Here is a 21,414-nt window from a genome sequence, read left to right as displayed (position 1 = left end):
CTAAAAAGGCAGTCCCGTTGGACGACGGCCAACAGTATAACCGAATCATTCTTCGATAACAGGTCTTGACAAAGGATTTTACGCAAACGATTACCTTCACGGTACGCAAGGCTTTGGAGAACAAAGGTCTGCTGAATTTCAACGGATTTCTTTTCAGGTTTGTGATGCAGATTTTTCACGATGTAACCTTTACAACGCAAAGTTACAAAGAACCATTTACAATGCAGGGGTATTTTTTATAAGATGTATTTGACATACATCATTAAAGTCTCAGATAAAGGAAGACCGTATGCTTGACGCACAAACCATCGCTACAGTGAAAGCCACCATTCCCCTGCTGGTTGAAACAGGCCCGAAACTGACCGCTCATTTCTACGATCGCATGTTTACGCATAACCCAGAGCTGAAAGAAATTTTCAACATGAGTAACCAGCGTAATGGCGATCAGCGTGAAGCGCTGTTTAACGCTATTGCCGCGTATGCCAGCAATATCGAAAACCTGGCAGCGCTGTTGCCAGCCGTTGAGAAAATCGCGCAGAAGCATACCAGCTTCCAGATTAAACCCGAGCAGTACAACATCGTGGGTGGCCATTTACTGGCAACGCTGGACGAAATGTTCAGCCCAGGCCAGGAAGTTCTGGATGCGTGGGGCAAAGCATACGGCGTGCTGGCGAACGTTTTCATCAACCGTGAAGCGCAGATCTACAGCGAAAATGCCAATAAAAATGGCGGCTGGGAAGGTACCCGTCCTTTCCGCATCGTGGCAAAAACCCCACGCAGTGCACTTATCACCAGCTTTGAATTTGAACCTGTCGACGGTGGCGCAGTAGCTGAATATCATCCGGGGCAATACCTGGGCGTCTGGCTGAAGCCGGAAGGTTTCCCGCATCAGGAAATTCGTCAGTACTCACTGACCCGTAAACCCGATGGCAAAGGCTACCGAATTGCGGTTAAGCGTGAAGACGGTGGTCAGGTTTCAACCTGGCTGCACAACCATGCGAATGTTGGCGACGTTGTTCACCTGGCCGCACCTGCGGGCGATTTCTTTATGGACGTCGCGACCGATACCCCGGTATCTCTGATCTCCGCGGGCGTGGGACAAACCCCAATGCTGGCGATGCTGGATACGCTGGCAAAAGCGAAGCATACGGCGCAAGTTAACTGGTTCCACGCGGCAGAAAATGGTGACGTGCATGCCTTCGCTGATGAAGTAAATGAACTCGGCAAAACGCTGCCACGCTTTAGCGCACACACCTGGTATCGTGAGCCAACCGAAGCCGATCGTGCGAAAGGCGCGTTTGATAGCGTAGGTCTGATGGATTTGAACAAACTGGAAAGCGCAATCAGCGATCCGGCGATGCAGTTTTATCTGTGCGGTCCGGTTGGCTTCATGCAGTTCGCCGCGAAGCAGCTGGTCGGTTTGGGCGTGAAAAACGAGAACATTCATTACGAATGCTTCGGTCCGCACAAAGTCTTGTAATGTATTACGCGAGCAGGCCGGATAAGGCGTTTACGCCGCCATCCGGCAATCACTCTGCCTGATGCGCTACGCTTATCAGGCCAACAAATTAACGGCGCGGCTTAGATTGCCGCGTCGTCTTCTTCACCGGTACGAATACGAATAACGCGTGCCACGTCGAAGACAAAAATCTTACCGTCGCCGATCTTGCCGGTCTGGGCAGTACGAATAATGGTGTCGACGCAGGTATCAACGATGTCGTCAGTGACCACAATTTCAATTTTTACCTTCGGCAGAAAATCCACCATATATTCCGCGCCACGGTACAGCTCGGTATGGCCTTTCTGACGGCCAAAGCCTTTCACTTCCGTTACCGTCATCCCGGTGATACCGACTTCTGCCAGCGCTTCGCGGACGTCGTCCAGCTTGAAGGGTTTAATAATCGCATCAATCTTTTTCATGCTATTCCTTGAAAAGGTCGCCTGTCTTTTGATCGAATAAAGCTAACATATTCCGCAGATTTATTCTTTGAAATCGTTTGCATCCAGCTCGTGTCGAGAAAGCAATTTATAGAATTCAGTGCGGTTGCGCCCTGCCATTCTTGCCGCGTGGGTCACATTGCCCTTGGTGATTTGCAGCAGCTTACGCAGATAGTTGAGTTCAAACTGGTTACGCGCCTCAACAAAGGTCGGTAGCGCGGTGTTTTCCCCTTCCAGCGCCTGCTCCACCAGCGCGTCGCTGATCACCGGCGAAGAGGTCAACGCCACGCACTGCTCAATTACGTTGACCAACTGACGCACGTTGCCCGGCCAACTGGCAGTCATTAACCGCTTCATGGCATCGGTTGAAAAGGCGCGTACAAACGGTTTGTGCCGTTCAGCAGACTGGCGCAGCAGATGGTTTGCCAGCAGCGGAATATCTTCCGTACGCTCGGCCAGCGCCGGGATCTTCAGGCTCACCACGTTGAGGCGATAGTACAAATCCTCGCGAAATTCGCCCCGAGCCATCGCTTTGGGTAAATCGCGGTGGGTCGCAGAAACGATCCGCACATCAATGTCGATATCGCGGTTACTGCCTAACGGTCTGACTTTTCGTTCCTGCAATACGCGCAGCAGTTTCACCTGTAACGGCGCAGGCATATCGCCAATCTCATCGAGAAACAGCGTGCCGCCTTCCGCGGCCTGAAACAGCCCTTCACGATTGCTCACCGCACCGGTAAAAGCACCGCGCGCATGACCAAACAGTTCTGATTCCAGCAGTTGTTCCGGCAACGCGCCGCAGTTAATGGCAATGAAAGGTTTTTGGCTGCGCGGGCTGGCGTTGTGAATAGCCTGAGCGAAAACTTCTTTCCCGGTTCCGCTTTGGCCGTTGATCAAGACGCTAACGTCCGATTGCGCCACCATCCGCGCCTGTTCCAGCAGGCGTAGCATCAGCGGGCTGCGGGTAACGATAGATTCGCGCCAGCTATCATCGGTGGCGGGCGCAGACTGTTCCAGCGCCCCGTCGATCGCGTGATACAACGCGTCCTTGTCGACTGGTTTAGTGAGAAAACTGAACACCCCTTGCTGGGTCGCCGCAACGGCGTCCGGGATGGAGCCGTGAGCGGTCAGGATAATCACCGGCATTCCAGGCTGCACTTTCTGGATTTCAGTAAACAGCTGCATGCCGTCCATTTCATCCATGCGCAGATCGCTAATAACCAGATCCACTTTTTCACGGTTCAGCACCCGTAACCCTTCCTGCCCACTTTCCGCGGTCACGACGCTGTAGCCTTCGCTGGTCAGTCGCATTCCAAGTAATTTTAACAGGCCCGGATCGTCATCCACCAACAGCAAATGCGCGGGCTTACGGCTTATCATGGCGTAACCTCATCGGCAGACGGCGCTGCGCCTTCTTCGTTATCAGGCGTCGTGAGTTTATCGTTCCCGTGCGGCGCATCAGGGTTGTAGCTACCGGCAGGTTTGCGCGTAGAAAGCTGGCGCTCAATATCGGTCAGATTCTCCAGCTTGCGGGTCGTGAGATCGAGCTGGGATTGCAAATGCTGTTGCTGTTGACGCAGCGTATCAAGATCGCTGTCGGACGCCTGCTGGAGTTTACTGTAGCGCATACGCTCTTCGGCAAGCTGCAGCTGCAACGTCTGGCTGCTGCGCCAGAGCTGGTAAAGCGGGCGCACCTGTGGCGGAATTTGCGGGCTTAACGCATCGAGGCGCGTAACAGTCTCCCGCCTTTCAGGCGGCGTAATGTTGGCATTATCGAGCAAAATTCCACGTCTGAAAGCGCCCTGCCAGGTATCTGTCATCAGGGTACTTGCTTCACTACGCGCCTGCACCGGCATCAGGCGATTAGCACAATCCATCGCCCGCAGCCAATACAACGGATTGGTTTCTGTAGACTGGCCAGACAGCGACCAGATATCCGTACAGTCGGTTGCAAGGTAGTCCGCCAGTTGATTAGGCGGAATTTTCTCCTGCGAGGGATCGCCAATGATATGATTTACCGCATTCGGGACGCAGCCAACCAGCGCCAGGCACGGCAGGCTTGCGAGGATGACGCGACGGAAAAAATGTCGTTTAAGCATTCGGACAACAACGTATGGCATACTCACCAGACTTAAGTTTATTTTAGTGATTTTTCGCAGTGGCTAGCGGCAGTTCTATGCGAAAACAAACGTTTTGCGCATGATCATCAACCAGATACAGTTTGCCACGCATACGGCGGATGCAATCTCTGGCAATGCTCAGCCCCAACCCGCTTCCTTTTACCGCCCCTTTTCGCTGATGGCTACCCTGGAAAAAAGGCTCGAAGATCATGGTCTGTTCTGCTTCTGGGATCGGTGTGCCGGTATTCATTACATCGATGTATACCGTTGAGCCATGCAAACTGCTGCGGATCCAAATGTTACCGGATTCAGCACCATAGTGCACCGCATTGGAATAAAGATTGTCCAGCACGCTCATCAACAGCATCGGTTCTGCCAGGCAGGTGTTCACCGCAAGCGCAACATCAGTATGTATCATTTTGGCGCGAGCGGGCAGGCTATGCGCAGAAACAACGCTTTCCACCAGCGGCGCGATTTCCACACTGTCAAGTTCCACCTCGTCATCAGCCAGCTTGCGGTTGTAATCGAGAAGTTGCTCAATCAGTTTTTGCAGGTTTCGGCTACTGTCATCCAGAATACCGACCACCTCTTTTTGCTCCGGTGTTAACGGGCCAACCACCTGATCGGCCAACAATTCGGTACCTTCACGCATGCTCGCCAGCGGCGTTTTCAACTCATGGGAAAGATGGCGTAAAAACTGATGCCTTTGCGACTCAAGCCAGGAGAGGCGTTCGCTTAACCAGATGATACGCTGCCCCACGGATCTCAGCTCCCGTGGCCCGGTAAATAATACGCTATCCCCCAGCGAGCGCCCTTCACCCAGACAGTTGATCATCCGTTCAATGCCCTTCACCGGACCGATAATCATGCGGGTAAACAGCAGGACCATCGCCAGGCTGAGGAGAAACAGTACCAGCGCCTGCCAGCCAAAAAACTGCCCGCGTTCGGCTATTTCCTGCTGTAACTGCTGCCCACGAGAAAAGACCACGGTACGCGTTGCTTGCACCATCTCGGTATTGGCATTGGCGAACGCTTCCAGCCGTGCAGCCGACACGCTGTCAGGACCGCTGTTTTTACACTGCAACTGCGCGAGATCGTTAAGATCCTGACGCAACGCCTGGTAGAGCTTGGTATCTGGCAACACCCCCGCATGCGCATCCAGCATATCACTGTAGCGTTTACGCTGACTTTGGTAGACCCTGGCCAACGTTGGATCATCAAGCACACAGTATTGCCGATAGCTGCGCTCCATCTCCAGCGCGACGTTGGTCATCGCCTCGCTGCGTCTGGCGTCAATCAGCGTGGTGCGGTTGGTCAGCGCCGCCTGCGCGCTCAAGGCATTCAGACTTTGCCACGCCTGCCAGGCCAGAACTAACAACGGCAGCAGGATAAGCAAGAAGGCCAACATCACCAATTGACGTAAAGATCGGGGGAAAACTGACCAGCGCTTCAAGGCGTTACTCTCAATGGACAGGAATAAGATGATGCTAACTGAGGGGAGCGCCAGATACAACAAAGCCGGGATTAACCCGGCTTTGTTGTGGAATAAGGCGGTGCCTAACTCGACGTTTCGCCCGGAGGTTGATATGAGCAACGCTAATATCAGATGTTGGACGGCAGGCACCTTGTTGTGCGTCATTCGAAGTTTATGTAGCACGTCCCGAAGGGGCTGACATAAGAAGGTGAATGAGCCACTGGTTAATATTATGCAGCATCTGTGCCAATATTCAAAACACTTTATTAACACAATGATAAATATGAAAAATATCATTACTTCCACAAATAATGATTCTGGCTATTTTTTGCTCTCTCTGTCGCCAATCAGCAACACCCGCAGCACTTAAAAACAAATTCATTTTAAATCAAATAATTAAATGTCTCCTTTTGGAGACAACGTACCCCTACCCATGTCGGCATTTCCCGACACTTTAGTTTTGCGGCATAAGCGCTGAGTTTATTGCCGGATGGCGGCGTAAACGCCTTATCCGGCCTACAAAGTGACAGGCAAAAAAAAGCCCCTCGCAAAGAGGGGCTTGATGACTATTGAGCGAATTAACCGAGCTGTTTACGCGCGTTGCGGAAAATACGCATCCATGGGCTGTCCTCGCCCCAGTTTTCCGGGTGCCAGGAGTTGCTCACGGTACGGAACACACGTTCCGGGTGCGGCATCATAATGGTGACGCGACCATTTTCAGTGGTCACGGCAGTAATACCGTTCGGTGAACCGTTCGGGTTAGCCGGATAGGTTTCGGTCACCTTACCGAAGTTATCGACATAACGCAGCGCCACCAGACCTTTGCTCTCAAGCTGAGCCAGATGCGCACCGTCACGCACTTCCACACGACCTTCACCGTGAGAAACGGCAATCGGCATCATCGACCCCACCATGTCGGCAAGCAGCAAAGACGGGCTTTGCGTGACTTCGACCAGGCTGAAGCGGGCTTCAAAGCGGTCGGAGTGGTTACGCACAAAGCGCGGCCACAGGTCGCTTCCCGGGATCAGCTCACGCAGGTTAGACATCATCTGACAACCGTTACACACGCCGAGCGCCAGCGTTTGCGGGCGATGGAAGAAGGTTTCGAACTCATCACGGACGCGGTTGTTGAACAGAATCGACTTAGCCCAACCTTCCCCAGCGCCAAGCACATCGCCGTAAGAGAAGCCACCGCAGGCCACCAGCGCCTGGAAGTTACCCAGGCCGATACGTCCGCCCAGCAGGTCGCTCATATGCACATCGATGGCGTCGAAACCCGCACGGTGGAAGGCGGCTGCCATCTCAACGTGGGAGTTCACACCCTGCTCACGCAGTACGGCCACTTTGGGACGCGCACCGGTGGCGATGTACGGAGCGGCAACATCTTCGTTGATATCAAACGACAGTTTAACGTTGAGACCAGGGTCCGCATCGTTGGTTTTAGCGTCGTGTTCTTGATCGGCGCATTCCGGGTTGTCACGCAGACGCTGCATCTGCCAGGTGGTTTCCGCCCACCACATACGCAGGGTAGTACGGCTTTCGCTAAAAACCGGCTGGCCGTTAGCGGTCAGGGTAAAGCGGTCGCCTTCAACGGCTTTACCGAGGAAGTGCACGCAGTCTGCCAGACCGTGAGCAGCCAGAATCGCTTCCACCGCCTCACGCTCAGCAGCACGAACCTGAATCACTGCGCCCAGTTCTTCGTTAAACAGCGCCGCCAGACGATCGTCACCCAGTGGGTGGATATCAGCGTCAATACCGCAGTGACCGGCGAAGGCCATTTCCGCCAGCGTAACCAGCAGACCACCGTCAGAACGGTCATGGTAGGCCAGCAGCTTACGCGCAGCGACCAGCGCCTGAATTGCGTCGTAGAAGCCTTTCAGTTGCTCAACGTTACGCACGTCGGCAGGCTTATCACCCAGTTGACGGTAAACCTGCGCCAGCGACGTAGCGCCCAGCGCATTGTGACCAAGACCGAGGTCAATCAGCAGCAGGGCGTTGTCTTCAGTAGACAGCTGCGGGGTAATAGTGTGGCGCACATCTTCCACGCGGGCAAAGGCGGTGATCACCAGCGACAGTGGCGAAGTCATTTCACGCTGCTCGTTACCTTCCTGCCAGCGGGTTTTCATCGACATAGAGTCTTTGCCCACTGGAATAGTCAGGCCGAGCGCCGGACATAGCTCTTCCCCAACGGCTTTTACTGCTTCGTACAGGCCAGCATCTTCACCAGGGTGACCCGCAGCCGCCATCCAGTTTGCCGATAGCTTAATGCGTTTGATGTCGCCAATCTGCGTTGCCGCAATGTTGGTCAGCGCTTCACCGACCGCCAGACGCGCAGAGGCAGAGAAGTCCAGTAGCGCAACCGGCGCGCGTTCGCCGATAGACATCGCTTCGCCGTAGTAGCTATCGAGGCTTGCGGTAGTGACCGCGCAGTTGGCGACCGGGATCTGCCACGGGCCAACCATCTGGTCACGCGCAACCATACCGGTAACGGTACGGTCACCGATAGTCACGAGGAACGTTTTCTCCGCGACAGTCGGCAGATGCAACACGCGGTTAACCGCATCTGCAATCGAGATTTCACCACGATTCAGGGCATCGCCTTTAGCTTTCAGCGTCTGCACATCGCGGGTCATTTTCGGTGTTTTACCCAGCAGCACATCGAGCGGCATGTCGATCGGCTGGTTGTCGAAGTGGCTGTCGCTCAAGGTCAGGTGCTGTTCTTCGGTAGCTTCACCGATCACCGCATATGGCGCGCGCTCGCGCTTACACAGTTCGTCAAATAGCGGCAATTGATCGGCAGCAACCGCCAGCACGTAGCGTTCCTGGGATTCGTTACACCAGATTTCCAGCGGGCTCATACCCGGCTCGTCGCTGAGGATATCACGCAACTGGAACTTACCGCCGCGACCGCCATCGCTTACCAGCTCCGGCATGGCGTTAGACAGACCACCCGCGCCAACGTCATGGATAAACAGAATCGGGTTCGCATCACCCATCTGCCAGCAACGGTCGATAACTTCCTGGCAACGACGTTCCATTTCCGGGTTGTCACGCTGTACGGAAGCGAAATCAAGATCGGCATCAGACTGGCCGGAAGCCATAGAGGAGGCTGCCCCGCCGCCAAGACCGATGTTCATCGCCGGGCCGCCGAGGACGATCAGCTTGGCACCAACGACGATCTCGCCCTTCTGCACGTGATCGGCACGGATGTTACCGATCCCGCCTGCCAGCATGATCGGCTTATGGTAACCGCGCAGCTCTTCGCCGTTGTGGCTGTTGACCTTTTCTTCATAGGTACGGAAGTATCCGGTCAGCGCCGGACGACCAAATTCGTTGTTAAACGCCGCGCCGCCCAGCGGGCCTTCGGTCATGATATCAAGCGCGGTAACAATACGGTCCGGCTTACCGAAGTCTTCTTCCCACGGCTGTTCAAAGCCAGGAATACGCAGGTTGGAAACGGAGAAACCCACCAGCCCGGCTTTCGGTTTTGCACCGCGACCGGTTGCGCCTTCATCGCGGATTTCGCCGCCGGAGCCGGTTGCCGCACCCGGCCACGGAGAGATAGCCGTCGGGTGGTTATGAGTTTCTACCTTCATCAGGATGTGGGCTGGCTCCTGATGGAAATCGTAGCGGCCGGTTTTGTGGTCGGCAAAATAGCGGCCCACTTCAGAACCTTCCATTACCGCGGCGTTGTCTTTATAGGCAGACAGCACGTGGTCCGGCGTGGTTTCGAAGGTATTCTTGATCATCTTGAACAGCGACTTAGGCTGCTGTTTACCGTCGATAACCCAGTCGGCGTTAAAAATCTTGTGGCGGCAGTGCTCAGAGTTGGCCTGCGCAAACATGTACAGTTCAATATCGTTCGGGTTACGTCCCAGTTTGGTGAACGCATCCTGCAGATAGTCAATTTCGTCTTCCGCCAGCGCCAGACCCAGACGCAGGTTAGCGTCGATCAGCGCCTGACGTCCCTCACCCAGCAGATCAACGCTGGAAACCGGCGCTGGTTGATGATGAGCAAACAGTTTTTCGGCATCGTTCAGCGCAGGGAAAACCGTTTCCATCATGCGGTCGTGCAGTTCGTCGGCCACCATCTGCCATTGCTCAGCGGTCAGCGTAGAGGCTTCTACATACCAGGCAATGCCACGTTCCAGACGGCTAATCTGGTACAGACCGCAGTTGCGGGCAATATCAGTCGCTTTAGAAGACCACGGGGAGATGGTGCCAGGGCGAGGCGTAACCAGCAACAGTTTGCCTTCCGGGGCGTGGCTTTGCAGAGCAGGACCATATTTCAGCAGGCGTGCAAGCTGCGCGTGCTCATCTTCATTTAACGGTGCATTCAGATCGGCAAAATGGACGTACTCGGCGTAAATATTGTGGACCTGGAGGTTGGCAGCCTGAAAACGTGCCAGCAGTTTGTTAATACGGAATGCAGACAGTGCAGGTGAACCACGCAGAATTTCCATCATAAGTCTCTCGTCTTCTAAGCTTTCGGTGTGCCCAAGTGGGGGAAACGGGCGTCATTATAAAGAATCTACCGCGCCGACGAAACCGTTTGCGTCGAAATAAAATCACGACCTTCACTTATCATCAAATGCGGTCAGATTTCTGAATAAGTTGCCAACTGACGCAAGTTTAAGCAAAATGCCGTTCATTAATGACGACTTCACTTCTTAATCAACACCACAGCAGACAGAGACAACGTACGGTTCAGAGAATTAACTAATTGAAAAAATTAAAGATTAATTATCTGTTCATCGGCATATTGACGCTGTTGTTGGCAGCGGCCCTTTGGCCATCTATTCCCTGGTTCGGTAAAGCCGAAAATCGTATCGCCGCCATTCAGTCGCGGGGAGAGCTGCGCGTCAGTACCATTGATTCGCCATTAACTTACGCGACCCTCAACGGCAAAAAATTCGGTCTGGATTATGAACTGGCCCAGGAGTTTGCCGACTACTTAGGCGTGAAGTTAAAAGTCACCGTACGCCAGAACATCAGCCAGCTTTTTGATGACCTGGATAACGGCAATGCCGACCTGTTAGCTGCAGGCCTGGTCTATAACAGCGAGCGGGTGAAAAATTACCAGCCAGGCCCGACCTATTATTCGGTTTCACAACAGCTGGTATACCGGGTTGGGCAATACCGCCCGCGTACGCTTGCCACCGTGAACGAAAACCAACTGACTATCGCCCCAGGGCACGTGGTGGTTAATGACCTCCAGCAGCTAAAAGAGAAAAAATTTCCCGAGCTGAGCTGGAAGGTTGATGACAAAAAGGGCACCACCGAACTGCTCGATGATGTAATCGCCGGAAAACTGGATTACACCATAGCCGATTCTGTCGCCATCAGCTTATATCAACGCGTGCATCCTGAGCTGGCCGTGGCACTGGACGTCTCTGACGAACAGCCGGTGACCTGGTTTAGTCGCCTGGACGATGACAACACGCTGTCTGCCGCCCTACTGGATTTCTTCAACACCATGAATGAAGACGGTTCTCTGGCTCGGCTGGAAGAGAAATATCTCGGGCATGGCGATGATTTTGACTATGTCGATACCCGCACCTTTTTGCGCGCAGTAGACAGCGTGTTGCCGGACCTCAAGCCGCTGTTTGAGAAATATGCGCAAGAGATAGACTGGCGACTGCTGGCCGCTATCTCGTATCAGGAATCACACTGGGATGCGCAGGCCACATCCCCGACCGGCGTACGCGGACTGATGATGCTGACCAAAAATACTGCTCAAAGTCTCGGGCTGACCGACCGTACAGATGCTGAACAAAGCATTAGCGGCGGCGCGCGATATTTGCAGGACATGATGAGTAAAGTGCCGGATACCGTCCCCGAAGGAGAACGCATCTGGTTTGCCCTTGCAGCCTATAACATGGGTTATGCGCACATGCTGGATGCACGAGCGCTGACGGTGAAAACCAAAGGCAATCCGAACAGTTGGTCCGACGTAAAACAGCGACTACCGCTGCTCAGCCAAAAGCCATATTACAATAAGTTGACCTATGGTTATGCGCGCGGCCACGAAGCCTACGCCTATGTGGAAAACATCCGTAAATACCAGATTAGCCTGGTGGGGTATCTGCAGGAGAAAGAAAAACAGGCACTAGAAACGCAGCAACTGGCGCAGGATTACCCGGCGGTGACGCCAGCAGAACTAATAGGTAAAGATGAGTTCCCGCTTTCGGCGTTTCTGTCTCAGACGTCGTCAAACTACCTGTCGCACTCGCCTTCCCTGCTGTTTTCACCGCAGAAAAAAGAGGGTAAGTAGTCCTGGTAGCGCTGATAAGCGCAGCACCATCAGGCTGAGAGTTACTGATTAGCGGATTTTTTCAGGGCCTTAATTTCCTGCCGGCGCATGCGGAAGAAATCACTGAGCAGCGTGGCGCATTCATCCCGCAGTACCCCTTCGGTCACTTCAACCCGATGATTCATTCCAGGGTGATGCAGCACATCCATTAATGACCCGGCAGCCCCGGTTTTCGCATCGCGCGCGCCAAAAACGACCCGACCGATACGGCTGTGCACCATCGCGCCAGCGCACATCACGCACGGTTCCAGAGTGACATACAGCGTGGCATCTAACAGGCGGTAGTTTTGCAGCACCAGGCCGCCCTGACGCAGCGCCATAATCTCAGCGTGGGCAGTCGGATCATGATGGCCTATCGGGCGGTTCCAGCCTTCGCCAATCACTCGGTTGTTATGTACCAATACCGCACCCACCGGGACTTCACGCTCATCCCAGGCGCGCTTAGCCAGCGTTAACGCATGACGCATCCAGTATTCGTGGCTAAATTCAACATCTGACAAAGGGGTAACTCCAGTAATCAAAGCGGGCGCATTATACACGTCATACTTCAAATTGCATGTGCGTTGGCTATTCGAGTTGCTGAAGCTCTCCGCGCGGCGTGACGCGCCAGCGATGCTGGCAAAAAGAGAGCAGCGGATTATCCTGATTACTGTCACTATAGCCACTGTAAAGCTGTAGCGGCGCGCCAATGTGGCGTTCCAGTTGCGTCACTTTCTCATGGCCCAGACAGCGCAAAGTCAGTACCCATCCGCCGTATCCCCGCGCCATTTTGCTGGCGATCAGATTGACTCGCGGTAGCCACGGAGTATCAAAGTAAACCTGCTCGACCAGTGACTGCGGAGAACCTGTGATAAGCCAGATATCAGCGTCAGAGCTTAACAGGTAGGTTGTCAACCGCTGCTGCACGATCGGAAACGCCGTCACGTTATTGCGAAACCAGCGCACAAAGTCGGCCTGATGCGCTTTCAGACGCGCTTCGCTGCGACCAAAAGTGCATCCCCATAACAGCAGGCTCATTGGCCAGCGGGCGGCACGCCCTTTTATCAGCAACGCCAGCGCAATCACCGGTAACAGAGGCAGCACAAGCAACGCGTTCAGCGGCTGGCGACGTAGCAGATAACGAATAAAACTACCGAACATATCCTGCTGGTGTAACGTGCCATCCAAATCAAAAAAGACAACGCGGCGCTGGTGATTGGTCAAACCTTATTCCTCTGGATCAGTGAATCCCAATAGCCAGGTAAACAGGAACCCGGCGATAACGGCTACCAGATAGCCTAACAGATAGAACATCACTTTTCCGGCAACAATCGTCAGTGCCAGCGGTAATCCGGAGATGCCAAAGGTGATGACCGTTGCCACCTTCCAGTAGCTAATCAGCGCCCCACCTACCGCGCCGCCAAGACAGGCACCGATAAACGGCTTACCCAACGGCAGCGTAACGCCAAAAATCAGCGGCTCGCCAATCCCCAGCAGTCCGACCGGTAGCGCCCCTTTGATCACTTTCTTTAGCCGCGCATTGCGGGTTTTCATCAAAACCGCAATCGCAGCACCTATTTGCCCAACGCCCGCCATCGCCAGGATTGGAAAGAGCGCGTTATAACCGTGCGCCTGGACCAGTTCAACATGGATGGGCACCAATCCCTGATGAAGCCCGGTAAGTACCAACGGCAAGAAGGTTCCTGCCAGCACGGCACCGACCAGAAAACCGCCGCGATCGATAGCCCAGGATGCGCCGTGAGCGATAGATTCAGAAATCCATCCGCCAAGCGGTTGCAGCGCCACAATCGCGATTACACCGGTAATGATGGTGGTCAGCAGCGGGTTAAGGATAAGCTCCAGTGATTCTGGCAACAACGTGCGGAATTTACGTTCGATCCAGCACATCAGCGCGACCACCAGCAATACCGCGATCACCCCGCCGCGCCCCGGCTGCAACGCTTCGCCAAACAGGGTAATTTGCGCCAGTTGAGGGCTGGAAAGGATCCCCGCCATCACCCCGCCCATTGCCAGGGAGCCACCGAAAACTTTGGCGGTATTCACCCCGACCAGAATATTCATAATGGCAAATACGGCGCTGCCAAATATGCCCATCAGCCCCAGCATATTCGGATAGTGGGTCGCAAAATCCCCCACAATATCCGGGCGCTTAAGGATGTTAATAATGCCGGTAATCAAACCGGAGGCGATAAACGCCGGAATAAGAGGGATAAAGACGTTCGCCAGCTTACGCAGCGCATCGCTCATAGGCGCTTTGTACTTCGCTTTGACCTCTGACTTGGTGCGCTCAATATCATTTGCATCTGCATGCTCACCGCCATCGGCAATCAGGGAACGCATAGCATCCACCACTTTGGCCGCTTTACCGGGGCCGACAATAATCTGGTGCTGTGCGCCCTGCTTCACGTAGCCGCTAACGCCGGGCAGTTGCCTGAGACGGGGAATATCGATCTGCCCGTCATCCTGAACTTCCACCCTGACACGGGTCATACAGTTTTCCAGACGCAGAATATTGTTCTCTCCGCCAACGCCCAGCAGGATGTCGCTGGCCAGCAACGCCGTCTTATCCATATACACCTCTTAGTGTTCTAACGCCGCGCGTAAAAAACCCTGGTGAGCGGCAAGCTTTTCGCGGGCGGCAGCGGCATCCAGGCCGGTGAGCGCCATTAAAATAGCCGGCTTAACATCATAATCCGTCTGCTTCAGCAGCGTTTCAGCTTGAGCACGCGCAATGCCGGTGGCTTCAACCACCATACGGCACGCCCGATCGACCAGTTTGACGTTGGTTGCCTGCATATCCACCATCAGGTTCTGGTACACCTTGCCAAATTTCACCATCGCGCCGGTGGAGATCATATTGAGTACCAGCTTTTGCGCGGTGCCGGATTTCAGTCGTGTTGACCCGGTCAGCGCCTCTGGCCCCACTACCGGAGAAATGGCAATATCCGCTTCATGCGCGATAGGGGAATCTGGATTGCAAGAAATAGCCGCCGTCGTACAGCCCACCGAACGCGCATATTTCAACCCACCAATGACATACGGCGTACGACCAGAAGCTGCCAGCCCCACCACCAGATCCTGTGCGGTAAGATTAAGCTCACGCAGATCGGTTTCGCCTAGCTGCGGGTTATCTTCCGCGCCTTCTACCGCCTTCAGTAAAGCGCCCGGTCCCCCGGCAATCAGCCCAACCACCAGACCGTGCGGGACGCCGAAGGTCGGCGGGCATTCAGACGCGTCCAGCACCCCAAGACGCCCGCTGGTACCGGCTCCCATGTAAATAATGCGTCCACCTGCTTTTAGCGCGTCAGCTGCTGCATCGACCGCACGCGCAACTTCAGGAAGAGTTGCTTTTACTGCTTCAGCTACCAGCGTATCCTGTTGATTAAAACGATGAACCAACTCCAGAGTAGAGAGCGCATCCAGATCCATAGTCTGAGGATTGCGGGTTTCTGAAACTAACGCACCGAGATTCATTTTTTGTTCCTTAGGAATTTTTAATTCATAATAATCTGTCATAATGGAATATTATATTCACTAAGGCGAGTGATATTTTGTTTTGTAATCGCCATCACATTTTCGCCAGGAGAAAGCATGAACTGTTTAATTCGCATTCGTCAGCGTTATCCGGATCTCGCGCAAAGCGATAAAAAACTTGCGGATTATCTTCTTGCTCAGCCGGATACTGCGCGTCATCTCAGCTCACAACAGCTGGCTTTTGAAGCGGGCGTCAGCCAGTCCAGCGTAGTGAAATTCGCGCAAAAGATGGGCTTTAAAGGATTCCCGGCACTCAAACTGGCGATTAGCGAAGCGTTGGCCAGCAATCCCAATCCCCATTCCATTCCGGTACATAATCAGATTCGCGGTGACGACCCTATGCGGATGGTGGGCGAGAAACTGATTAAAGAGAACGTGGCGGCAATGCATGCGACGCTGGACGTCAACAGCGAAGAGAAACTGATGGAGAGCGTCACGATGCTGCGTTCAGCCCGCCGCATTATCGTGACCGGGATTGGCGCATCGGGTCTGGTAGCGCAGAATTTTGCCTGGAAGCTGCTGAAGATTGGTTTTAATGCGGTGGTGGAACGCGATATGCACGCCCTGCTGGCGACAGTGCAGGCGCTTTCGCCCAACGATCTGCTGCTGGCTATTTCATATACTGGGGAGCGTCGCGAACTCAACCTGGCTGCGGATGAAACGTTGCGCACCGGCGCGAAAATCCTCGCCATCACCGGATTTACACCGAACGCCCTGCAGCAACGGGCAAGTCATTGCCTGTACACGATTGCCGAGGAGCAGGCCACACGCAGCGCAGCGATTTCCTCCACCCATGCGCAAATGATGCTCACTGATTTACTGTTTATGGCGCTGGTGCAACAGGATCTGGAGCATGCCCCGGAACGTATTCGCCACAGCGAAGCACTGGTAAAAAAACTGGTCTGAGCAAAGAATGCGCGTATAATGCCCGCCCGATTTGTGATGTTTTGAGAGTTTCCTGATGGCCCTGTTAATCACTAAAAAGTGTATCAATTGCGATATGTGCGAGCCCGAATGCCCGAATGAGGCGATTTCGATGGGTGATAGCATTTACGAGATTAACAGCGACAAGTGTACGGAATGCGTAGGTCATTACGACACGCCAACCTGCCAGAAGGTGTGCCCGATTCCCAATACTATTTTGAAAGATCCGGCGCATGTCGAATCAGAAGAGCAGCTGTGGGATAAGTTTGTGCTGATGCACCACGCCGATAAACTTTAACCGCGTCGCCATCTGGCGATGAAGCCTCTGCCCTGCCCCTGCAACAAACGCATAACCCGTAGGCCGGATAAGACGCTACGCGTCGCCATCCGGCAACGTCCTGAATCTAACTTTCGATAATCACCGTGGCGCAGGCGTAGTGACGCTCATCGGCCAGCGTCACATGCATATGCGCGACGCCGAGTTTTTCCGCCAGTTTTAACGCCTCTCCCCATAATCGCAGACGCGGCTTACCGAGTTCGTCGTTAAAGACTTCAAACTGATTAAACGCCAGCCCATTGCGAATACCCGTGCCAAAGGCTTTTGCTGCCGCCTCTTTGACTGCAAAACGCTTCGCCAGAAAACGCACCGGCTGCTGATGCGTTTCCCAGATTGCCCATTCGTTGTCGCTGAGCACACGTCTTGCCAGGCGGTCGCCGGAACGGGAGATCACCGCTTCGATGCGGGCAATCTCCACGATATCCGTACCTAATCCCAGAATCGCCATTAGCCACGAGCTTCCAGCATCAGGCGCTTCATTTCGACTACGGCCTCTTTCAGGCCGCTCATCACCGCACGTCCGATAATGGCATGGCCAATGTTCAGCTCGTGCATTTCCGGGATCCGTGCGATAGCTTTAACGTTGTGATACGTCAGACCGTGACCCGCATTCACCTTCAGGCCAAGACTTGCAGCATAGGTTGCCGCTTTGGCGATCCGCGCCAGTTCGCTGGCCTGTTCTGCGTCGGTTTTCGCATCGGCGTAACAGCCGGTGTGAATTTCAATAAACGGTGCGCCAACTTCCGCAGCGGCCTTAATCTGCTCTTCATCGGCATCGATAAACAGCGAAACCAGAATGCCTGCGTCCGCCAGGCGTTTGCAGGCATCGCGCATCTTGTCACGCTGACCGGCGACGTCCAGACCACCTTCAGTGGTAACTTCCTGACGTTTTTCCGGCACCAGGCAGCAAAAGTGTGGCTTAGTCTCAACGGCAATCGCCAGCATCTCTTCGGTGACCGCCATTTCCAGATTCATGCGCGTATCCAGCGTCTGGCGCAGAATACGTACGTCACGGTCGGTGATATGGCGACGGTCTTCACGCAGGTGTACGGTAATACCGTCCGCGCCCGCCTGTTCAACGATAAACGCTGCCTGAACCGGGTCCGGATATGCGGTACCGCGTGCATTACGTAAAGTGGCAATGTGGTCAATGTTGACGCCTAACAGTAATTCGGCCATGACAATCCTCGTTTTTTATTTTCGCTTCGGCATAAACTGCCGGAATAATTCGCGGCTCTTTAAGGGCTTACCACCAAGATACGGCTTTAACGCCATGCGGGTAAAGCGTTTCGCGGCGCGAAGCGTATCAGCATCAGGAAATTCCCGCGATTCGAGCGCTTTCAGATGGCGTCCGGTAAAGGTGGCGTTATCAATCACTACGCTTGCGATAAACCCTTTTTCTTCCCGGTAGCGATAGGTCATGGTGTCGTCTACCGGCTCGCCGCTACCCGCACAGTGGGTAAAATCGACGCCATACCCCAGATGACCAAGTAAGGCCAGCTCAAAGCGACGTAACGCAGGTTCTGGCGAACCCGTCGCGCCAGCCAGCGCCTGAATACAGTTCAGATAGTCGAAAAAGAGTGCAGAAAAGCGGGTTTCGTACTCGAGTACACGCGAGACAAGCTCGTTGATATATAAGCCGCTGTACAGCGTGATACCGCTAAGAGGGAGTGCCAAAGAAACAGCTTCGGCGCTACGCAAGGTTTTGACTTCACCACGTCCACCAAAGCGAAGCAGTAACGGAGTAAAAGGCTGGAGTGCGCCTTTGAGATTGGAACGTTTGGAACGCGCGCCTTTGGCTACAAGGCGCACGCGGCCTGACTCTTCCGTGAAGACGTCCAGCACGAGACTGGTTTCGCTCCACGGGCGGCTATGCAGGACAAAAGCGCGTTGCCATCCTTCCATATACTCGCCGCGTTTCAGAAGATGTGTTTAGACGTCGTCGCCGTAACCGAGGCTGCGCAGCGCTCGTTCGTCATCGGCCCAGCCGGATTTCACTTTCACCCACAGTTCGAGGTGAACAGGCGCTTCGAACATCTCCTGCATGTCTTTACGCGCTTCGATGCCGATGGTTTTTATTTTGGCCCCTTTGTTGCCAATAACCATCTTCTTCTGCCCTTCACGTTCAACGAGGATCAGACCGTTAATATCGTAACCACCGCGCTCGTTGGAGATAAAACGCTCAATCTCCACGGTAACGGAGTACGGCAGTTCAGCACCCAGAAAACGCATCAGCTTTTCACGGATGATTTCAGAGGCCATAAAGCGCTGAGAACGGTCGGTGATGTAATCTTCCGGGAAGTGATGAATAGCTTCCGGCAAATGCTTACGCACGATGCCCGCAACGGTATCGACATTCAAGCCGGTTTCGGCAGAAATCGGTACGATATCAAGGAAGTTCATCTGGCTTGCCAGGAACTGCAGGTGCGGCAGCAGATCGGCTTTTTCCTGAACGTTGTCTACTTTGTTCACAGCCAGAATAACCGGGGCTTTACCATCACGCAGCTTGTTGAGCACCATTTCGTCGTCCGGCGTCCAGCGGGTGCCTTCGACAACGAAAATAACCAATTCAACATCACCGATAGAGCTGCTCGCCGCTTTGTTCATCAGACGGTTGATCGCACGTTTTTCTTCCATATGCAGACCCGGGGTATCAACATAAATCGCCTGATACGCGCCTTCGGTATGGATGCCAACAATACGGTGACGTGTTGTCTGAGCCTTACGTGAGGTAATAGAAATCTTCTGCCCAAGCAGATTATTCAAAAGGGTGGATTTGCCGACGTTCGGGCGGCCGACGATGGCAATAAATCCGCAGTAAGTTTTCTCTTCGCTCATTCCAGCTCCAGTTTTTTCAACGCCTGTTCGGCGGCAGCCTGCTCAGCCTTACGACGGCTCGAACCTGTGCCAACCACCGGTTCACTCAGGCCGCTGACCTGGCAGTGGATAGTAAATTCTTGATCGTGTGCTTCACCACGCACCTGCACCACCAAATAAGACGGCAGAGGCAGGTGGCGACCCTGCAAATATTCCTGCAGGCGCGTTTTCGGATCTTTTTGTTTGTCGCCTGGGCTAATTTCATCCAGACGAGTTTGATACCAGTTCAGGATCAATTGCTCAACGGTTTGAATATCGCTGTCGAGGAAGACACCGCCAATTAAAGCTTCAACGGTATCCGCCAGAATCGATTCACGACGGAAGCCGCCGCTTTTCAGCTCGCCTGGCCCCAAACGTAAACATTCACCGAGGTCAAACTCACGGGCTAATTCAGCCAGCGTATTGCCGCGAACCAGCGTCGCGCGCATGCGGCTCATATCGCCTTCATCCACACGCGGGAAACGGTGATACAGCGCATTAGCGATAACAAAGCTCAAAATAGAGTCGCCTAAAAATTCTAAACGCTCGTTATGTTTGCTGCTGGCACTCCGGTGAGTTAACGCCTGCTGCAACAGCTCCTGATGATTAAAAGTGTAGCCCAGCTTCCGTTGAAGCCGATTAATTACGATGGGGTTCATGCGATACCAATAAATGAATGCGTCAACAATTCAGCACACGAAACAGACCTGATATACGCACTTCGCTTAGCCGTTTGGCTCCGGCTAAATGCATTTGTATACAAACCAACGCTGTTTCGTGTGCCGTGGCAACCTGTCGGTGCCAACCTAAAACTTCGGGGGAATATTCTATACACAACGACAAGGGATGTCGTTAGTCTGCGGGAATTTATCCGAGAAATAATTCACGCTGTCGCCATAATGACGACAACGTGAACGATTATCGGCAATTAATGAATGCCACCAATACGGCTTAAACGCACACCGGTCGGCCATTCGCCTTCTTGCTTATCGAAACTCATCCAGATAGCGGTCGCTTTACCAACCAGATTCGCTTCCGGTACAAATCCCCAGTAACGGCTGTCCGCGCTGTTATCACGGTTATCACCCATCATGAAGTAGTGCCCCGGCGGGACGATCCAGGTTGCCAACGGCTGACCAGGCTGACGGTAATACATCCCTACCTGATCCTGCGCAATCGGCACGGTCAGAATGCGGTGCGTAACCTCACCCAGCGTTTCTTTACGCTCGGAGAGGCGAATACCGTTATCTTTCGTTTCATTCAGCGGAACTTCAAAGAAGCCGCTGGTTGCTTCCCCGCCGTTACGGCGAGCAAAGGTCTGCACAAAATCACTTGGCTGAACATCAGAGTACGTTACCGGCAGCGCGTTTTCACACGCCTGGCCGGAACGGCATCCTGGCTGAATAGTCACCTCTTTCGCCACTGGATCGTACGTTACTTTATCTCCCGGTAAACCGACAGCACGTTTAATGTAGTCCAGACGCGGATCTTCCGGGTATTTAAACACCACGATATCACCGCGTTTCGGATGACCGGTTTCGATCAGCGTTTTCTGGTAAATCGGATCTTTAATCCCGTAGGCGAATTTCTCCACCAGGATAAAATCACCGATAAGCAGCGTCGGCATCATCGAACCTGACGGGATCTGGAACGGCTCATAAATAAATGAACGCACCACCAGCACAATCGCTAAAACCGGGAAAACGGACGCCCCGGTTTCCAGCCAGCCTGGCTTAGGTGCCACTTTTTTCAGCGTAGCTTTATCCAGTGAATCACCTGCAGCAGCTTGCGCTGCTGCCTGACGCTCCCGGCGTTTTGGCGCGAAGATGAATTTATCTACGCACCATAAAATGCCCGTCACCAGTGTGGCAATCACCAGAATCAGGGCAAACATGTTCGCCATGCCAACTCCTTAAGA

19 protein-coding genes are annotated in these 21,414 nt (G+C 53.8%); 4 read left to right on the top strand and 15 right to left on the bottom strand.

Annotated features, from left to right (window positions below; genetic code table 11):
- The first annotated feature begins 289 nt into the window (after window positions 1-289).
- Window positions 290-1,480 carry an NO-inducible flavohemoprotein gene (gene hmpA / locus OGY83_RS11855; RefSeq protein WP_003037624.1) on the top strand — a complete coding sequence of 397 codons (1,191 nt, stop codon included), beginning with the start codon at window positions 290-292 and terminating at the stop codon, window positions 1,478-1,480.
- A 101-nt stretch (window positions 1,481-1,581) separates the two neighbouring features.
- Here hmpA and glnB read toward each other — a convergent pair whose 3' ends face one another.
- The 5 genes from glnB to purL form a co-directional block, all read right to left on the bottom strand.
- Complete coding sequence (gene glnB / locus OGY83_RS11850; RefSeq protein ID WP_002914032.1) at window positions 1,582-1,920, bottom strand: nitrogen regulatory protein P-II; 339 nt, start codon at window positions 1,918-1,920, stop codon at window positions 1,582-1,584.
- A 60-nt stretch (window positions 1,921-1,980) separates the two neighbouring features.
- Window positions 1,981-3,315 carry a two-component system response regulator GlrR gene (gene glrR, locus OGY83_RS11845; RefSeq protein WP_304502732.1) on the bottom strand — a complete coding sequence of 445 codons (1,335 nt, stop codon included), beginning with the start codon at window positions 3,313-3,315 and terminating at the stop codon, window positions 1,981-1,983.
- Window positions 3,315-4,058 (bottom strand): two-component system QseEF-associated lipoprotein QseG, encoded by a 744-nt coding sequence (gene qseG / locus OGY83_RS11840; RefSeq protein ID WP_079939482.1) that lies wholly within the window; start codon window positions 4,056-4,058, stop codon window positions 3,315-3,317. Before qseG ends, glrR begins: the two co-directional genes overlap by 1 nt.
- Window positions 4,059-4,080: 22 nt before the next feature.
- On the bottom strand, window positions 4,081-5,511 hold the full coding sequence (gene qseE, locus OGY83_RS11835) for a two component system sensor histidine kinase QseE/GlrK (protein ID WP_139762642.1): 1,431 nt from the start codon (window positions 5,509-5,511) through the stop codon (window positions 4,081-4,083).
- A gap of 599 nt (window positions 5,512-6,110) precedes the next feature.
- Window positions 6,111-9,998, bottom strand: coding sequence for a phosphoribosylformylglycinamidine synthase (gene purL / locus OGY83_RS11830; RefSeq protein ID WP_286635935.1), 3,888 nt, complete (start codon window positions 9,996-9,998; stop codon window positions 6,111-6,113).
- A gap of 257 nt (window positions 9,999-10,255) precedes the next feature.
- Between purL and mltF the strand changes: the two genes are divergently transcribed.
- The gene (gene mltF, locus OGY83_RS11825) at window positions 10,256-11,806 is read left to right on the top strand and encodes a membrane-bound lytic murein transglycosylase MltF (protein ID WP_286635934.1); all 1,551 of its coding nucleotides are present in this window, start codon (window positions 10,256-10,258) and stop codon (window positions 11,804-11,806) included.
- 41 nt (window positions 11,807-11,847) lie between these two features.
- Here the strand turns inward: mltF and tadA are convergent, their stop codons facing one another.
- From tadA to murQ, 4 genes are read right to left on the bottom strand one after another with little or no spacing between them, the layout of a single operon-like run.
- On the bottom strand, window positions 11,848-12,384 hold the full coding sequence (tadA, locus tag OGY83_RS11820) for a tRNA adenosine(34) deaminase TadA (RefSeq protein WP_071845284.1): 537 nt from the start codon (window positions 12,382-12,384) through the stop codon (window positions 11,848-11,850).
- A gap of 28 nt (window positions 12,385-12,412) precedes the next feature.
- Window positions 12,413-13,048, bottom strand: coding sequence for a phosphatidylglycerophosphatase C (gene yfhb, locus OGY83_RS11815; protein ID WP_191214117.1), 636 nt, complete (start codon window positions 13,046-13,048; stop codon window positions 12,413-12,415).
- 3 nt (window positions 13,049-13,051) lie between these two features.
- Window positions 13,052-14,416: a PTS transporter subunit EIIC gene (locus tag OGY83_RS11810; protein WP_079939477.1), complete on the bottom strand. Its 1,365-nt coding sequence runs from the start codon at window positions 14,414-14,416 to the stop codon at window positions 13,052-13,054.
- Window positions 14,417-14,425: 9 nt separating this feature from the next.
- Window positions 14,426-15,319 (bottom strand): N-acetylmuramic acid 6-phosphate etherase, encoded by an 894-nt coding sequence (murQ, locus tag OGY83_RS11805; RefSeq protein ID WP_191228317.1) that lies wholly within the window; start codon window positions 15,317-15,319, stop codon window positions 14,426-14,428.
- Window positions 15,320-15,436: 117 nt separating this feature from the next.
- On the opposite strand from murQ, the gene OGY83_RS11800 reads away from it, so the two are divergent.
- Both OGY83_RS11800 and OGY83_RS11795 read left to right on the top strand, forming a co-directional pair.
- The gene (locus tag OGY83_RS11800) at window positions 15,437-16,285 is read left to right on the top strand and encodes a MurR/RpiR family transcriptional regulator (RefSeq protein WP_032944256.1); all 849 of its coding nucleotides are present in this window, start codon (window positions 15,437-15,439) and stop codon (window positions 16,283-16,285) included.
- Window positions 16,286-16,340: 55 nt separating this feature from the next.
- Window positions 16,341-16,601, top strand: a complete 261-nt coding sequence (locus OGY83_RS11795) for a YfhL family 4Fe-4S dicluster ferredoxin (protein WP_286635932.1) — start codon at window positions 16,341-16,343, stop codon at window positions 16,599-16,601.
- A 106-nt stretch (window positions 16,602-16,707) separates the two neighbouring features.
- On the opposite strand, the gene acpS is transcribed toward OGY83_RS11795, so the two are convergent.
- From acpS to lepB, 6 genes are all read right to left on the bottom strand, one after another.
- Window positions 16,708-17,088, bottom strand: coding sequence for a holo-ACP synthase (acpS, locus tag OGY83_RS11790; protein ID WP_003037588.1), 381 nt, complete (start codon window positions 17,086-17,088; stop codon window positions 16,708-16,710).
- Window positions 17,088-17,819: a pyridoxine 5'-phosphate synthase gene (pdxJ, locus tag OGY83_RS11785; protein WP_079939474.1), complete on the bottom strand. Its 732-nt coding sequence runs from the start codon at window positions 17,817-17,819 to the stop codon at window positions 17,088-17,090. Before pdxJ ends, acpS begins: the two co-directional genes overlap by 1 nt.
- 15 nt (window positions 17,820-17,834) lie before the next feature.
- The gene (recO, locus tag OGY83_RS11780) at window positions 17,835-18,545 is read right to left on the bottom strand and encodes a DNA repair protein RecO (protein WP_079939473.1); all 711 of its coding nucleotides are present in this window, start codon (window positions 18,543-18,545) and stop codon (window positions 17,835-17,837) included.
- 27 nt (window positions 18,546-18,572) lie between these two features.
- Entirely contained in the window at window positions 18,573-19,478 is a 906-nt protein-coding gene (gene era, locus OGY83_RS11775) for a GTPase Era (RefSeq protein ID WP_003037581.1), read from the bottom strand.
- The gene (gene rnc, locus OGY83_RS11770; RefSeq protein WP_003037579.1) at window positions 19,475-20,155 is read right to left on the bottom strand and encodes a ribonuclease III; all 681 of its coding nucleotides are present in this window, start codon (window positions 20,153-20,155) and stop codon (window positions 19,475-19,477) included. Before rnc ends, era begins: the two co-directional genes overlap by 4 nt.
- Window positions 20,156-20,424: 269 nt before the next feature.
- A complete protein-coding gene (gene lepB / locus OGY83_RS11765; RefSeq protein WP_079939471.1) occupies window positions 20,425-21,399 on the bottom strand; it encodes a signal peptidase I in 975 nt (324 codons plus the stop codon).
- Window positions 21,400-21,414 lie beyond the last annotated feature (15 nt).

Source organism: Citrobacter sp. Cpo090, assembly GCF_030332665.1.
Lineage (GTDB): Bacteria > Pseudomonadota > Gammaproteobacteria > Enterobacterales > Enterobacteriaceae > Citrobacter > Citrobacter portucalensis.
Note: the sequence above shows the minus strand (reverse complement) of the source record. Positions and strands in the feature narration are given on the sequence as shown.